The sequence below is a fragment of the Runella aurantiaca genome (assembly GCF_003339505.1).
In the GTDB taxonomy this organism is placed as follows: domain Bacteria; phylum Bacteroidota; class Bacteroidia; order Cytophagales; family Spirosomataceae; genus Runella; species Runella aurantiaca.
In genome coordinates this window covers 1-14,852 of the sequence record NZ_QPIW01000003.1, presented here as the reverse complement: position 1 = coordinate 14,852, position 14,852 = coordinate 1, and the positions used below count along the sequence as shown (strand labels likewise).

Annotated in this window: 16 protein-coding genes; 5 read left to right on the top strand and 11 right to left on the bottom strand. The window is 42.7% G+C overall.

What is annotated here, in order from left to right; all coding sequences use genetic code 11:
- Window position 1: 1 nt before the first annotated feature.
- The 3 genes from eboC to DVG78_RS05490 are packed head-to-tail and all read right to left on the bottom strand — an operon-like array spanning window position 2 to window position 2,754.
- A complete protein-coding gene (gene eboC / locus DVG78_RS05500) occupies window positions 2-871 on the bottom strand; it encodes a UbiA-like protein EboC (RefSeq protein ID WP_114460073.1) in 870 nt (289 codons plus the stop codon).
- Window position 872: 1 nt separating this feature from the next.
- Window positions 873-1,892, bottom strand: coding sequence for a TatD family hydrolase (locus tag DVG78_RS05495; protein WP_114460072.1), 1,020 nt, complete (start codon window positions 1,890-1,892; stop codon window positions 873-875).
- A complete protein-coding gene (locus tag DVG78_RS05490; RefSeq protein ID WP_114460071.1) occupies window positions 1,876-2,754 on the bottom strand; it encodes an EboA domain-containing protein in 879 nt (292 codons plus the stop codon). The genes DVG78_RS05495 and DVG78_RS05490 overlap by 17 nt, the downstream gene beginning before the upstream one ends.
- A gap of 157 nt (window positions 2,755-2,911) precedes the next feature.
- Here DVG78_RS05490 and moaC point away from each other — a divergent pair, with 157 nt between their 5' ends.
- Window positions 2,912-3,385, top strand: a complete 474-nt coding sequence (gene moaC / locus DVG78_RS05485; protein ID WP_114460070.1) for a cyclic pyranopterin monophosphate synthase MoaC — start codon at window positions 2,912-2,914, stop codon at window positions 3,383-3,385.
- Window positions 3,386-3,411: 26 nt separating this feature from the next.
- On the opposite strand, the gene folB is transcribed toward moaC, so the two are convergent.
- The 7 genes from folB to DVG78_RS05450 all read right to left on the bottom strand — a co-directional run bounded on the left by folB (window position 3,412) and on the right by DVG78_RS05450 (window position 10,123).
- Window positions 3,412-3,762: a dihydroneopterin aldolase gene (gene folB, locus DVG78_RS05480; RefSeq protein WP_114460069.1), complete on the bottom strand. Its 351-nt coding sequence runs from the start codon at window positions 3,760-3,762 to the stop codon at window positions 3,412-3,414.
- 57 nt (window positions 3,763-3,819) lie between these two features.
- Complete coding sequence (locus DVG78_RS05475; protein WP_114460068.1) at window positions 3,820-4,674, bottom strand: DivIVA domain-containing protein; 855 nt, start codon at window positions 4,672-4,674, stop codon at window positions 3,820-3,822.
- Window positions 4,675-4,749: 75 nt separating this feature from the next.
- Window positions 4,750-6,216 carry a M61 family metallopeptidase gene (locus DVG78_RS05470; protein WP_114460067.1) on the bottom strand — a complete coding sequence of 489 codons (1,467 nt, stop codon included), beginning with the start codon at window positions 6,214-6,216 and terminating at the stop codon, window positions 4,750-4,752.
- A gap of 215 nt (window positions 6,217-6,431) precedes the next feature.
- Complete coding sequence (gene rdgB, locus DVG78_RS05465; protein WP_114460353.1) at window positions 6,432-7,013, bottom strand: RdgB/HAM1 family non-canonical purine NTP pyrophosphatase; 582 nt, start codon at window positions 7,011-7,013, stop codon at window positions 6,432-6,434.
- 49 nt (window positions 7,014-7,062) lie between these two features.
- Window positions 7,063-7,998, bottom strand: a complete 936-nt coding sequence (locus DVG78_RS05460) for an FKBP-type peptidyl-prolyl cis-trans isomerase (protein ID WP_114460066.1) — start codon at window positions 7,996-7,998, stop codon at window positions 7,063-7,065.
- A 117-nt stretch (window positions 7,999-8,115) separates the two neighbouring features.
- Window positions 8,116-8,997: an FKBP-type peptidyl-prolyl cis-trans isomerase gene (locus DVG78_RS05455; RefSeq protein WP_114068748.1), complete on the bottom strand. Its 882-nt coding sequence runs from the start codon at window positions 8,995-8,997 to the stop codon at window positions 8,116-8,118.
- Window positions 8,998-9,094: 97 nt separating this feature from the next.
- A complete protein-coding gene (locus DVG78_RS05450) occupies window positions 9,095-10,123 on the bottom strand; it encodes a DHH family phosphoesterase (RefSeq protein WP_114460065.1) in 1,029 nt (342 codons plus the stop codon).
- Window positions 10,124-10,314: 191 nt separating this feature from the next.
- Here DVG78_RS05450 and DVG78_RS05445 point away from each other — a divergent pair, with 191 nt between their 5' ends.
- The gene (locus tag DVG78_RS05445; RefSeq protein ID WP_114460352.1) at window positions 10,315-10,734 is read left to right on the top strand and encodes a nucleoside-diphosphate kinase; all 420 of its coding nucleotides are present in this window, start codon (window positions 10,315-10,317) and stop codon (window positions 10,732-10,734) included.
- Between the two features lie 208 nt (window positions 10,735-10,942).
- Window positions 10,943-11,608: a response regulator transcription factor gene (locus DVG78_RS05440; protein WP_158549976.1), complete on the top strand. Its 666-nt coding sequence runs from the start codon at window positions 10,943-10,945 to the stop codon at window positions 11,606-11,608.
- Between the two features lie 9 nt (window positions 11,609-11,617).
- Here DVG78_RS05440 and DVG78_RS05435 read toward each other — a convergent pair whose 3' ends face one another.
- The gene (locus tag DVG78_RS05435; protein WP_158549975.1) at window positions 11,618-12,325 is read right to left on the bottom strand and encodes a LytR/AlgR family response regulator transcription factor; all 708 of its coding nucleotides are present in this window, start codon (window positions 12,323-12,325) and stop codon (window positions 11,618-11,620) included.
- A 544-nt stretch (window positions 12,326-12,869) separates the two neighbouring features.
- On the opposite strand from DVG78_RS05435, the gene DVG78_RS30015 reads away from it, so the two are divergent.
- A complete protein-coding gene (locus tag DVG78_RS30015; RefSeq protein WP_158549974.1) occupies window positions 12,870-13,046 on the top strand; it encodes a hypothetical protein in 177 nt (58 codons plus the stop codon).
- Window positions 13,047-13,056: 10 nt separating this feature from the next.
- Complete coding sequence (locus DVG78_RS05430; RefSeq protein WP_114460062.1) at window positions 13,057-14,166, top strand: LpxL/LpxP family acyltransferase; 1,110 nt, start codon at window positions 13,057-13,059, stop codon at window positions 14,164-14,166.
- Window positions 14,167-14,852 lie beyond the last annotated feature (686 nt).

Below are 14,852 nucleotides of genomic sequence, written 5' to 3'. Positions count from 1 at the left end.
GCTAGGTTACCGCAAATATACGGGCTAACAGTATGGATAATGGAAGTAATAAAAGAACACCAAGTGCTACGGGCCAGTTCCCAAAGGCAATGCACCAAGCAGCATTCATTATAATAAGAGAAAGTACACCTGCTTTTACCGCTTTTCCAATGTTGGGGCCAATCGGATTTTGGAACGCATTCCACAAAGGACGCCCTACCATTAGGGCGTGCAACACAATAAGCAGCAACGCCATTGCGCCGTTTCCTTCATTGACCGCCACCAAAAACTGAATGGCATGAACTGTGGTATAAAGCGAGGCCGCAATGTAAAGCGAGCGGCGCTTGCCGCCGTGGACTTCGTCCTGACTGATGAGCGTAATGGCACCAATGTAGGCAATCGGCACCATCGCCAACCACCCCCATTCGGACAATGACGAACTAACGGCACTCATGCCCAAAAGTAGATTTCCACCCCGACAAAACCCCATTGTCAATGGCCCAAAGACCGCGCTGTGCTTGGCGTAACGGTCATATAAAATGGCCAATAGCGCCACTACAAGGGCAATTATGCCGCTCAATACGCTGAAAAGTGCCGCCGAAACTACCCCTAAAATCAGCAACGAAAGGCCCATAAAAGCCGCCGACCGGATAGGTACTCTCCCACTCGGAATGGGGCGCTCTGGGCGCTCAATGGCATCCAGTTGAGCATCAAATACATCATTCATCACCACTCCACCACCGTATAGGCCCACCGTAGAAAGTACCAACCAATACGCTGGACTCGCTCCAAACGTAAATTGGGCAATGGCCATTCCAGCCAATATATCAGCAATGGCCGTGACAATATTGGCCGGACGGGTAAGTTGCAGGTATGGTTTTATGACGCTCACGTTATCGAATTACTAAAGAATCTTTGGCAACGCGGGGTTGCTGGCCGCCCCGTAAAATGGTATTTCCGTTAAACTTCTCACTTTGGTCTACATTGAGGCCATTTTCAAAATCACTGACGTCAATTTGACCACTTTTTGCAAAAGCATCAATGGCATTTTGGTAGGTCACGAGTCGAATGGTTTCGTCTGGAATGCCGCGCATTTTCATCAAAGCGGCGGTTTTAGGAATCGCCAGCGGGTCAGAAATCCCCCAATCAGCGGCCGAATTAACCATGATTTGATTAGGTCCATAATGTTCCACTACTTTTACCATGCGTTCATTGCCCATTTTGGTAAAAGGATAAATGGTAAACGCCGCCCAAAAGCCTTGGTCTAATACGCTCTTGACAGTTTCTTCGTTGTTGTGATCCACAATCACCCACGACGGGTCAAGGCCGTGTTCGAGGGCAATGGCCATGCTTCGCTCCGTTCCTTTTTTCTTGTCGCGGTGCGGGGTATGGATTTGTACGGGCAGTTTTGCTTTTTTTGCCAACTCCAACTGAAGACGATAGTATTTTTCTTCGGCGGCGGTTTGGTCGTCAAAACCAATTTCTCCCACGCCCACAACGCCTTCTTTATATAAGTACAGTGGCAAAATCTCCATCACTTGCTCAGCCAGCGGTTCGTTGTTGGCTTCGCGCGAGTTGAGACCAATGGTACAATAATGCTTAATCCCAAACTGCGACGATCTAAAACGCTCCCAGCCCACCAAACTGCTATAATAGTCCTTAAAGGTAGAAAGTCCAGTACGCGGTTGGCCTACCCAAAAAGCAGGCTCAATCAGTCCTACGATGCCAGCATCACGCATGGCTTCGTAGTCGTCGGTGGTCCGGGACACCATGTGAATATGCGGGTCAAAAAAGCGCATTCCACGAATCAATTCCCGGTAATCGTCCCAGCCCATATCGCGATGGGTGACAATCTCTTCGGTCTCCTCAAAATGGGAGGGGTTCTGCGTTAAATCTTTATCGGTTAGGCACATAAGTATTAAGATCAATAAATTCAAGGTGGGTCCAAGTCAATTGGTTATGGTGGACATTTTTTTCCAAATCAGGGTAGTTGGCAAGCAATTGCTTCGCGGGTTCATACTCTGAATGATGACAAGTAAGGGCCGCCGCCTGTTGGTCGTGGATGGAAGGTGACTTAAACAGCTGCTCCATATCGGGGAGAAGTTCTTCATTCAAAAATTTACTCACCAATCGCCACACCTGCGGTGCCACCATCCTACCCGCCGCCCAGCGTTCGTGGGCAAAATCAGAAAGCGTAAGGGCCAAATTTTTGTTGGCTCGTTCGTCCAACCCTACGATAAAATGAATAGGTTTATCGTTGAATATGGTTTTGAGCACGAGCTGATTCCAAGCCAGTTCGGTAAAGTGTTTTGTCGGATACGGATTTCGCAAGGCAATGGCATCAAACACCACTCCCATGTTGGAACGTACGGCATCAGTGGCCCTAAAAAGCCATTTTTCGGGGTAGTTCAACACGGGAAGCGCCGAGTAAAGCGCCACTAGCTCGTTCATTTCGGCGGTATCAAACAGGGTTTCAATGTGGCGACAATATTCTTCTTTATCAGCAGCCTCCAAACAACTCAACAACCACACACGGCTCAGCCGTACAATGCCCCAATCTTCCACCGAAAATCCAGGTAGAATCTCGTTTAACTCTATGGTCTGCTGCACCGTTGGCTTTACCGTGCGTTTGGCCAAAAAACGGGGCGCCGCCACAAAAGCCGTCATCAATTCCAACGGTTCAGCTTCTCCCTTCGCTGATAGCCAATCGGCTTCTGAGGTCGTAAGCTGCGCGCTGAGGAGTTCCCAAAGAAGACTGTTTATCTGAGTTAACATACTGATTTTTGCGTTACTTTACTTTTAACTTTCGTTACAAAGGTACAATGGTACTAAACGGTGGGCAATCATAAAATGATTAAAATTAGATAACGATAAAGTAATAGTCACTGTTAACGTATTCTTTACGTATTTTGTATTTAAAACAAACGAACGAATGTCTCTTACTCATTTAAATTCCGAAGGAAATCCAAGTATGGTGGATGTATCGGAAAAAGCCGTCACCAAACGTGTTGCAAAAGCCCGCAGTATTGTGGTGCTGGGCGACGAAATCATGGATTTGCTACAAAACGACGAAATTCACACAAAAAAAGGCCCTGTTTTTCAAACGGCCGTCATTGCGGGCGTGATGGCCGCCAAACGCACGGGCGAACTCATACCACTATGCCACCCGTTGGGATTAGAAAATTGCCAAGTGGATATTATGGTAAATGAGGCGCGTGAAGTAGAGATTATCTGCACCGCAAGTGTAACGGGCAAAACGGGCATTGAAATGGAAGCCCTCACGGGTGCAAGCGTAGCGGCGTTGACTATTTATGACATGTGCAAAGCCATGAGCCAACACATTATCATAAAAGAAACCCGTCTTGTTGCCAAGACGGGTGGTAAAAAAGATTTCTTTTTGACGTAGAGACGCAAAAGTTGCGCCTCTACTTTTTATCCTTTCAGCGTAATCCGTGACCGGGCGCAGACTCCTCCCACGGGAGGGTTAAACTTCGAAACACTCACTTCTATTGTTTCTACCGACGGGTACGCCTTTCGTATTTCATCAATAATATTGTAGGCGATGTGCTCCAAAAGTCGACTGGATTTTTGCATTACCTGCGCCACGACCCGATATATAACCTCATAATTTACGGTACCTTTCAGGCGGTCATAACGGGCTGCTTCACTAAAGTCGGTCGTGATGGTTACGTCTATTGAAAATTTATTTCCTATTTTTTGCTCTTCTTCCGAAGTGCCGTGATAAGCGAAGAATTCGATTCCTTCGAGCGAAACTGTCCCCAAAGTATGGTTAAAAGTTAAAGGTTAGAAAAACGTAACCCGTTTTTTTTCTGTATTTAATTACCCAATCTGGTCAAAAAACGACCCTTCTTCCTTCGTTTTTTTATCTTTTTCGGCTTGTTTTTCTTCTTCCGACGGTTCTTCTGGGGCTTCCTCTTCCTTGATTTCTTCCACTGCCGCCACTTCGGCCGCGTCGGTTACTTCTTCCGTCGCTTCGGCCATTACTTCATTTTCTACTTCATCCGCGCCTTCTTCCGCCCCTTGCGTTTCCCCTTCCACAACCTCTTCTACTGCTTTTTCCAATTCCAATCGTGCTTTTTGGCCTTCTTCTCCGACTTTAAGAGAATCACTCACCTGAATTCGTAAATCCTCAAATTTTTCCTGAACGGTAGCCTGAGAAAATTTCTTTTCAAAACGCTCGATGCTATCAACGGTATTGTTGGCAAGGGCTTTTAACTGAACAATTAAATTGTCGCGGTATTTTTCCATGGCTTTGAAATCCCGCTCGTGGTTTTTAAACTCCCCAAGGATTTCTTCGCGCACGTATTTGGATTGACTTTCAGCATCAACGACCAACATATTCGCCTTTTTGCGGGCATCGTTTACCAGTTCTTCTCCTTTTTGACGGGCATCTTCAATGTATTGCTCGGCGGCCACTTTGGCCTGTTCGGTCATTTGAGCACTGGTATCTTCTGCCGTTTTGAGCATCCTGAACATCGTCAATTCCACTTCACGAAGCTTATTCAAGTCTTTTTCCGCAATCTCCAATTGCATTTTCAGCAGCTTGTTTTCGTTCAATACTCGCTCCCATTCATTGGACAGGGACGTCAAGAATGCCCCAACCTCCTCCATGTCATATCCACGTAAGACTCTTTGAAACGTATGCTGGCGAATCTCAATCGGCGTTATTTTCATTTGTGTACTTGATTTTATATCCCAATGAATAAGTGATAAATATATAAAAAACAAACTAATATGCTGATATTTTGGCTAAACATCGCTATTCAGCCATTTATTTCTTTGTAAAATAGCCCTTTCGTTCTCCAATTCTTGCAAATGTACCGTTCCGTCACTAAACGTAACCATTTGGAGACCTACCCACGAAAGAGCATGATTAAGGTGATTTTCAAGAGGGATGTTACTCAAAATACAATCTTTCCAATACCAATCCAAAGACTCCCCTGCCACTTCTTCCACCACAGATTGATAATCTTCAAACGAGTATCCTACAAATGGTATGCCAAAACGTTGCCACATCAACCGCATTACATCATCTAAAGATTTTTTATGCTGATGATTTTTGCGAATCGTAATGTCCAATATTAACGCTACCAAAGCACCTTTATGATACACCGACACTTTGCGCTTAGGAATTCCTTTTTCGTATCCATCCAACCACAAATCCCACGACGACTCCGCCAAGGATTGCTGCGCATCACGGTTGTTTTCAAAATGTCGCTTCATATATACCTGAAGTTCACGGTAATAGGCCACATCATCAAACACGCCCGAACGTCGCAAAAACAAATCTCCGTAATAGGTGGTCACCCCTTCGGCTACAAAACAGGTGGTAAAGTAATTTTCTTTCGTAAAATCGTACGGCAAGAGTTCTTGTGGCCGTATCCTGATAATGTTCCAGGCATGAAACAGCTCGTGTGAGCTTACCCCTAGCAAGTCGGTATACAAGCCTTCTCCCTCATCATCAGGGCCTAAGACAATCATGGTCGAATGCCGATGCTCTACGCCATGGTAAAAAGGAGTGGAAAGAATCAGGTTTAAAAAGTGGTATTCAGATTCTGGAAAATCGCCCATCGTGCTGACTTGGGCAGCGGTAAATTTTTCAAAATCAATTAAGATTTGGTGCCAATTGGGCTTTATGTTTCCCTGCATCCAAACATAAAACGTGGTCGTATTGATTTTATAAGACCGACTTTGAATGGTGGGCGACGCCAACAAAGGGCTGTCCACCAACTCATAATAATCCTTCGCCAGCAGCGTTTTTCCCTCAATTTGGGTAGTTTCTGAAATCTGCTTTAGACCACAGGCCACCACAAAATCATCGGGAATGACCAATTCCAATGTACAGGGCTCGTGGAGATTTTGGTCGGTATAAAGACACAGATTAACAGGATTGACGTACCAAAATTCTTCGCTCACATAGCTACTTCCAGCGTTTAGAACGGCGCTGTAATAGTTGTACCGTATTACAATCTCCGTTTCTCCCTGGGTCTGAATCCGCCAGCGGTCTTTGGTTATTTTTTTGAACAGAAGCGGATTTCCGACGTTATTAAAAACCCCGAATCGTTGAATATTCTTGGCAAAATTCTGTAATTCATACCTTCCCGGCCGCCACGCGGGCAGCTGAACCTCAAGGGTGCTGGTTTCCTCCGTTTTGATACGACACTCTACTTCAATATAACGGCTTTCGGGATTGTCGGAGTAGAGACGATAATGCATACGTGGAGTGGCAAAAAGCGACAGGCGCTGTTAGAGGTATAATAATTCAAGGAAAAGTAAAAATACTAAAAAGACGTAATCAATAGCAGTGATTTTACGGAAAGAATGTTTCTCAATCTATGCGCACACGTAAAATAGCCTATCTCAACCAATCATCATAAGGTGATGCAGTTGAGCTGGAAAAGAAAATACAAAATACTTTTACTTCTTATAATTTAGTCTTCAGAATAAGACTTTAAGAAATCGACCAATTGGGCAAAAGCTCGAGAACGATGGCTGATTTTGCCTTTTTCCTCAATCGACATTTCTGCAAACGTTCGTTCGTGGCCATCTGGAACAAAAATAGGGTCATACCCAAATCCTTGACTTCCGCGTTGTTCTTTCAGCAACTGACCAGTGATAACCCCTTCAAATTGATAGACCTTGCCCTGAACAACCAACGTAATAACGGTTTTGAACCGTGCGCTTCGGTCATGCTCCGATTTCAGTTCTTCCAATACCCGCGCGATATTGCCCTGAAAATCCCTTGAACCACCATAATAGGCCGAATGTACGCCCGGCGCGCCGTTGAGGGCGGCAATTTCGAGTCCTGAATCATCGGCAAAGCAATCGACGCCAAAATGTTCCCAAACGTATTCGGCTTTTTGGCGAGAGTTACCTTCAATGGTATCGGTTGTTTCGGGGAGTTCTTCCTCACAGCCAATTTCTTTCAATGTTTTGAGCGCAAAAGTTTCCCCTAAAAGCGCCTTAATTTCTGCCAGCTTATGGGCATTGTTGGTGGCAAAACAGAGTTGCATAAAATTGAACATAAAAAAAGCGACGCTAACGCCGCTTTCAGTAAAGTAATTATTTTCGTTTGGCTTCTATTTCAAAATAAAGCGGCGAATACGCAGGAATTTTTCCAGCACTGCCTTGTACTGAGTAGCCAAGTGCCGATGGAAAAATGACAATTGCCTTTTCACCGAATCGGAGCTTTGCCACTCCGTCGTTGAAGCCTTTTACTACTCCTCCAGAGGCATTACCCGTGGGGTCCACCACACTTACGTCGATCGTTCCAGCATCAAATTGTACTCCATTCCTAATCAATTTTCCCGTATAAGTCACACTGACGGTGGTATTAACGGCAATCAGTGCAGAATCAGGATACGCTTTGGTTTTAACAAATCGAAGGCCATTCGTTGGATTTTTTTCCAATCCCTGAATTTTGTTCAACGCCACAAAATCATCAATTTGCTCCTCTTCAGTTCTCACTTTAAGAATATCCAAATCGTATCGAATTGGAATATATAAAGGTGCCAACAACGATACATCACCCGTTCCTCTCAACGACCACGGAACAAACAGTGAGACTTTGTCTCCCTCCCTTACTTTTTCCTGTGGTGCCGCTAAAAGCTCTTCAAACGAAGGTACTGCATTGAAGCGGTAAGTCATTGCATACCCCGCCGCCGTAATATCGTTAGAATTAAAAGACCGAATATATACATCATTTATTCCTACTTGACTACTATCAACGATAGTACCATCTAGGCGTCGGGCAATGTAACGAAACGTAATCTCATCGCCTACCTGGGGTTTTTGAGCATTCGCATTTGCATTCAGGATACTGAAATGCAATCCATTCCGAAGACTGTCTGCCTGTATGTTGTTAGCGAGCAGATAGCTCCGTATTTCCGCTTTATTGTCGCGTGTTTTACGGTCTTGAAAGGCTTCTTCGGTTTGCTCGCAAGCTACAATTGTAACAGCTAAGCTTACTGCTAACCCTAAAATTAACGTCCCCTTCATTCTGGTTTATTAGATAATTTGTAATTAAGTAATTATATAAAAGTGATTAGGGAGAGGTGGTTTGTGGGTGCTGCCATTCAAAAAACGACTCACTAATCACTGTTCACTAACAACTATTTATTGCTGCTTGGGCGCATTCTTAACATCTACAAGCTCAACATCAAACACTAATACGGAGTTTGGTGGAATAGTACCCGGAGAACCAGCCTCACCATAAGCCAAGCTTGATGGGATAATAAACGTGCTTTTGCCGCCTTTTTTCATGTTCATGATTCCTTCTTCCCAGCCTGGAATAACCATTCCCTGGCCAATTGGAAAATCAACGGGTTTGCCACCACTCTGCGGATTTTTGTAAGAACTGTCAAATTCTTTGCCATCCAACAACTTTCCAACGTAATGAACAGATACCATATTGCCTGCCACAGGCTTAACTCCATCGCCTTCTTTTACGATTACGTAGTTTAACCCCGATGGCGTTTCAACGGTTTTCAAAGAATTTTTGGCTACATAGGCATCAATGATTTTGGCATCGACCTTTACCTGTCCTTCACGAGCGGCGGCTTGTCCTTTTTGGAATTCCTGCTCGTTCTGAACTTCAATGACTTTTACCGTAAACTGAATGTCTGTGCCTTTAGCAATGCCTGGAGGCAAAGGCTGCATCATGCGCGTAAAGAGAGAGTCCGCACTTACAAAAAAGGAAGCGCTGTCGCCTTTGGCAAGCATAGCCAAGCCTTCTTCAAAAGAGCCTTTGAACGGAGGCGTTTGGAGCATCACCTGAAGGGGGCGGCCTTCTTTATAGGTATCCCGCAACACCGAGTCACGGCTGTTTTTCAGTACCAATTGTACTGTCAATATATCACCGATTTTGGGTTTGCGGCCATCACCTTTTTGGTCATGAATTTGGTATTTTAAGCCTGTATCGCTTACACTGACGCGATTGTTACACGCAGCAAGCAAGGCTCCCGCCGCAAACAAAGAAAGTATTGATTTAAATTTCATGAAATGAGTGCTCTTGCACAGTTAATTGTTATGCGTTATTTGTGATTGATTTTATTAATATTTAATGCTTAATTTAGGTAAGGTATTGACAACCAAACTATTTCTCAACGTTTAAAAGTTGGGTTTGGTATTCGGGCAAGATGGATAAAAGCAAATTTACCGTTTCGGGTAAGCTCGTGCTCGTACGTCCGCCCGAAGCATTTTTGTGCCCTCCTCCTGAAAAGTATTTGTTGGCAAGTTCGCGAACCGAAAAATCTTGTACCGAACGAAACGACAGTTTTATTTCATCCCGGCGCTCAATGAGCAATACAGCCATGACAACGTTTTCGAGCGAAAGGCCAAAATTGACAATTCCCTCTGTATCTCCAATTTCGGAATTAAACCGTTTGAGCTCCTCCAGTGAAAGGGTCATATAAACGGTGCGATATTCGGGCAGCCAAGTAAGTTTTTCCGACAATACGTACCCCAGCAGTCGGGTTCTCCCCAATGAGTTATTATCAAAAATTGCCCGATGAACATAATTAGTATTCAAGCCCGTCCTCATCAAATCGGCCACCGCTAAGTGTACTTCGGGCGTAGTGTTACCATGTCTGAAAGAACCAGTATCGGTCATGATACCAGCATATAAGCATTCTGCCATGGGTTTATCTACCAATTCGGCATCACCCATCTGTTTAATAATTTCCCAAATATACTGAGCAGTCGCGGCCTTGGTGGTGTCTGAAAACGCAAAATCAGCAAACGGTTCTGGCTCCAAATGATGGTCAATCAATATTTTAGTTGCCTCCGAGCTTTGCGCCAAACTCCCCAAGCCTTTGATTCGATGCAATGCATTAAAATCTAAACAACAGATGACATCAGCTTCTTGGAGAAGTTTTTTGGATTGAGCAACCGTCTGTGCATTTTGATCAAATGTAATCACCTCGGCATAATCGGGCATCCAACGCAAATTTGATGGGCATTCATTAGGAACAATAACCGTAGCGGTGTGTCCTTTTTTCTGAAGGTACAATTTCCACCCCAACGACGACCCAATCGCATCTGCGTCGGGATTTTGGTGGGTAAGAATCACAAAACGTTTTGAATCCGAATTAATAAGCTCGTAAAAGGCGTTCCACTGTTGCATAGCCTGCAAAGTTAGTAACTTTCATTGAAATGTTTCCGAAAGCCGCATAGACTTCCTAATTTTGGGGCGTTTTTTAGAAGGACAGCTACGTTATTTTGTCCCATGTTATGTACCTAACCAATAGTGTTCTGGTATGAGGCAGTCATTATCCGCTGCTCAAAAATTGTTTTTAACTACAAATGAACCAACAAATGACGACTAACCGAACATTTACGATGATTAAGCCAGACGCCGTTGCGGATGGTAACTCAGGGGCTATTCTCAAATTAATTGAAGAAGCAGGATTCCGAATTGTAGCGTTGAAAAAGACGTTGTTGACCAAAGAGCGGGCTGGTGAGTTTTATGCCGTACACGCCGAGCGGCCTTTTTACAATGATCTTTGCAGCTATATGTCCTCAGGTCCGATTTATGCGGCCATCTTGGAGAAAGAAAACGCAGTCGCTGACTTTCGCACTTTGATTGGAGCAACCAACCCAGCCCAAGCAGCCGAAGGAACCATCCGAAAATTGTTTGCAAAGTCTATCGAAGCAAACGCCGTTCACGGCTCTGACTCCGACGAAAATGCCGCTCTTGAAGGTAGCTTTTACTTCTCAAAAACAGAACAGTTTTAATGTTTTTTAAGCTAAATTATATCCCAAAAAGCCTCATTTACTATGAGGCTTTTTTATTATAGTATCCGTGAAACATTAAATTCATAGTCATTTCACGGATAAAAAGGTAGGCTTCACGGAAAAAACTTGTGTTTTGGGTATACCTTAATGTATCTTCATACCAAACCGCTTGAACTATCCTCAAAAAACGACTATGAAAAACAATGAAATGAGAATTCGCAAACTTGACTCTTCTGTATTGGTAGCAAAAGAGGAACCGTTTTCATGCGAAGTATTAAGCAAACTTCTGGAGCGAGAAGGATTTGATGTAGTTGGACGTGCCAATGAACTCGATGACCTAATCCAAAAAATCCACACCAAAAAGCCCAAGTGCGTTATTGTTGAAGCAAATTTAATTGGCAAAGAAACCAATCATTTGTTAAAAGAACTTTCGGAATCGTCAAGTCCGCCCAAACTGGTTCTTTACTTCAACAACTCTAATTCAAAAGAATTAACCAAAGCTCTCGACGCCAATTTTCAGGGATATTTGTACTCGGAAGACCGTTTGGAGGAACTCTACAAATGCCTCATTTACATCCAGACGCAATCAAAATATTACAGCGACGGATTCAAAGACTTAATAAAGAAACAGGGCCTTAATGAGATTGACAGCGATACGCAGCAAAAACTGAAAACATTAACCAATCGAGAGAAGCAGATTCTTTATTTAGTAACGGAAGGATTAACGGGTTATGAAATCTCTGATTCACTTTGTATTAGCTACCGAACATTAGCCAATCACAAACAGAACTTAATCCACAAGCTAGGACTTTCGAGTAACCGACAATTGCTGAAATTTGGTTTACAAATCAAATCTCACATCAATACGTTATAAAAAAGGGCATTACCTGCTCCGGTTGGCAGCAAGAGCATCTTTGAAGGCGGGGAAACGTTGGCGAGACATCATCATCTCTTTAATCTCGGCAGCCGTTTTGATATAAACTATATATTTACCTTTTTCCCAATAAATATAGCTATCAAGATGGTCCAAGTTAATGATGTAGCTACGGTGAACCCTGAAGAAATGTAATGGGTCTAACTCTTCTTCTAAAACAGATAAGGGTTTCATGACCCGGAAACGTCCCTTTGGATGTATGACATAATACCGCTCCTCATCTGTCTCAAAGTAGTAGCATTCCTCTAGTTTCAGATAAACATCTCCCGTACCCGTCTTGGCTTCAATGACTCGCGGGTACGCTTCTTTCTTTTCAACTCCTCCTTCTTGTACCGTAGGGGTTGGGGGCTCTATTGGTATAAAAACGGTAGTAGTGGGGATAATCGGAGTAATTTTTACTTGGGAAGAATTCCCACTTTCTAAAAAATCCTTGACCAATGATGCATTTACTAATATATATCCTAACAACACCACAAACGGCAGATACATCAGATAGGTTTGGAGAGTAAACCCTTGAAAAACGTACAATTCAATGTAGCGATGTAAAGAATAGTTAGGAAACTCTCTCAGTAAAAAGCGAACGTGTAAGGTAATCGGGAAGAATAAAAAGAAAGAGATAAAAAACAAAGGCAGAAATGCCGCCTCGTATTTAATCATGGATGAGAAATTGATATTTACCTTCCTAATTCCGAGAAAACGGTGGAATACATCAATTAAAAACACCATTATATAGAGCGTACAAAATTCAGGTGCAAGTAAACCCAAGAATAAATTCTTTAAGTAAGAGAAGAGCGTTTGGTAGGAGCTGTAGGTATATAGCTTATTGGCTGGTGAAATAGCCCATCCTATGATCTCAAAGAAGAGGACTATCACCAGCAAGAAAATCAATCCATTTTGTGGGCTCCGGTAAAGAGACCGAGTCAGAGTCAGTGAACTCATAATAACAAAAAACGCTCTACACTACCTGATAACAACTTCAACTTTCACACTTTGACTACTGCATAAGTACACAAAATAGTCAATAATGACTATAAAGCACTACAAATATAGCAATTAGTACGGATAGGCTGCAACTTAGATGTACTCTACCTTTGCATTGTCGAAAGATTAGAACGATAAATATAGCAAAATCTTTTAACACAAGGAATTGTAAATCAATATTTTAAAATCATTATTTCACTTAATTCAAAACACAACAATTATGAAAAAGTCATTCAGCATCCAACCAAAAAAAGCTTTGAACTCATTCATCAAAGAAGGCAAATTCTATGCTAAAAACGAATCAAGCCGCCTCCTAAATTTCGGTGATAAAGATCCAATGGCTTCTTGCTACGGTATCTCACTTGAGAAGCAGGCAGAACAATCATTAGCTCTTTAATTATAATCGCATGAGAACCTCGGATTTGGCCAATTATAAACGTGCACTTCTTGACTGTGAAGACGCGCTCAACCGAGTGAATTTACACGAAGAGGAAGGTTATACGGTAAGGTTTGCTATTTTTTCGGCCAACCTTACCAACTTTCTCCCAGAAATCCCCCCATCAGAACATGCCGAACTTTTCAAAAGTCTACTGACTAATTTAGCCTTTGAAAGTTTCGAACGCAATTTACTGCAAATTGGTGATTTCTGCGATGTCAAAGGCAATATAAAATCGCTTAAATCCAACAAAACGCCTCAGATTTTCTGTACGTTTCACTTAGGTTCTTATAGAATCATTGCAAACCTGCTTATCCGGATGGGGCACAACTTCTCTACCATCGTCAGGCAGGACGTTTATAGTAAACAAATCGAATCCATGATGAGCTATACCGCTCGCATGAAAGAGAAATATGATACCACCAGTGAGGTAAGTGTATTAAATGCAGAAGACCCTCAAATTTTACTAAAGTTGGTCCGTGAGCTTAAATCTGGCAGATCACTGTTAGTATACTTAGATGGCAACACTGGTACAGGAGATGAAAAACTTGACCCAGTAGACTTTCTAAGTCAAAAAATTAACGCACGCAAAGGGATGACCTATCTTAGTTACATCACTGGCGTGCCACTCGTCCCCGTTGTTTCGTACCGCAAGCCCGACCGCACCAATATGCTTTATGCGGGTGAGGCCATAAAAGCGGAGCCGGGTACTTCCAGAGAAGAGTTTTCAACCAAGACATTACAGTATCTTTTCGATTTTTTTGCCAAATATGTGGCCTCCTATCCAGAACAATGGGAAGGATGGAACTACATCCACAACGCACTAATCAACCGGGAAGATTCATTACAGTCACCGCCAAATTCGGCATACAAGAGAATTCATTACGAATTCAACTTTAGTAGGTACAGTATTTTTGAACTACAAGACGCTCCAGTATTGTTTGACAAGATACTTTATTCAACCTACGAAATTTCTGACGGTCTAAAAAATTACCTTTTAAAGCCTCCTTTCGTCAATCCAAAACAAGCGCTTGGGAAATTTATTTTCAAAGAGTTGGTTCGACAAGGAATCCTTATCTAGTCCAAAAAATCAGTTTTAAGAACTCCAAAAATCCTCGTCCAATCGAGGATTTTTTATTTTGTTTTCAAAATTTATGCCTAAAAGATAAAAACAGGCCTACAAATTCACCCATCAATACAGTCATTTCACCGGCTTTTATAGTCATTTCACCGGCCAATAGTTAGGTTTCACGGTTTTTTGAGCTAAAACAACGCCGTCCGTGTTCAAATTCATACTAATTTAGTGGTCGAAATAACAGTCGAAAAAACTCTTCAAAGAGCAATTCATACTGACTGTACTCAATGTTATGGAAAAGCAACAAACGAGCTATTCGATAGCTTTAAAATAATTTTCAAAGTAGGGTAAAGTGTGTAGCATTGACCCCGTCTCCTTGAGACGGGGTCATGTCGTTTAGAGACGTGCCTACTTTTTTATCACTTCGGTTGTAAACCTTACATCCGGGTAACTTCAATCGCCACTTCGCAAAATATCCCTCAAAACACAAATAAAAACATCCCAATTGGCTATTTTTCTGTAAGAGAAATTATCACAAATTATGCTTTTGGTACAATCTATGATAAGAGCATGTTTAAATTTTGGAAAAAGGCACCGGAATCATATCTTATGAGCGACCAAACTTATAATCTATGCAAACCTGTTATGAGGTTTTATCCGATGCCCGTTGGCAAGTTATCGAAGAAATTTTG

Coding starts and splice junctions, on each gene's coding strand:
- DVG78_RS05450 (WP_114460065.1), bottom strand. CDS start 10,123: ATGCAACAGTGGAACGCCTTTTACGAGCTTATTAATTCGGATTCAAAA.
- DVG78_RS05490 (WP_114460071.1), bottom strand. CDS start 2,754: ATGTTAACTCAGATAAACAGTCTTCTTTGGGAACTCCTCAGCGCGCAG.
- rdgB (WP_114460353.1), bottom strand. CDS start 7,013: ATGCAACTCTGTTTTGCCACCAACAATGCCCATAAGCTGGCAGAAATT.
- DVG78_RS05455 (WP_114068748.1), bottom strand. CDS start 8,997: ATGAAATTTAAATCAATACTTTCTTTGTTTGCGGCGGGAGCCTTGCTT.
- DVG78_RS05475 (WP_114460068.1), bottom strand. CDS start 4,674: ATGAAAATAACGCCGATTGAGATTCGCCAGCATACGTTTCAAAGAGTC.
- DVG78_RS05440 (WP_158549976.1), top strand. CDS start 10,943: ATGAGAATTCGCAAACTTGACTCTTCTGTATTGGTAGCAAAAGAGGAA.
- DVG78_RS05460 (WP_114460066.1), bottom strand. CDS start 7,998: ATGAAGGGGACGTTAATTTTAGGGTTAGCAGTAAGCTTAGCTGTTACA.
- DVG78_RS05495 (WP_114460072.1), bottom strand. CDS start 1,892: ATGTGCCTAACCGATAAAGATTTAACGCAGAACCCCTCCCATTTTGAG.
- moaC (WP_114460070.1), top strand. CDS start 2,912: ATGTCTCTTACTCATTTAAATTCCGAAGGAAATCCAAGTATGGTGGAT.
- DVG78_RS05470 (WP_114460067.1), bottom strand. CDS start 6,216: ATGCATTATCGTCTCTACTCCGACAATCCCGAAAGCCGTTATATTGAA.
- DVG78_RS05430 (WP_114460062.1), top strand. CDS start 13,057: ATGAGAACCTCGGATTTGGCCAATTATAAACGTGCACTTCTTGACTGT.
- DVG78_RS05435 (WP_158549975.1), bottom strand. CDS start 12,325: ATGATTAAATACGAGGCGGCATTTCTGCCTTTGTTTTTTATCTCTTTC.
- DVG78_RS30015 (WP_158549974.1), top strand. CDS start 12,870: ATGAAAAAGTCATTCAGCATCCAACCAAAAAAAGCTTTGAACTCATTC.
- DVG78_RS05445 (WP_114460352.1), top strand. CDS start 10,315: ATGACGACTAACCGAACATTTACGATGATTAAGCCAGACGCCGTTGCG.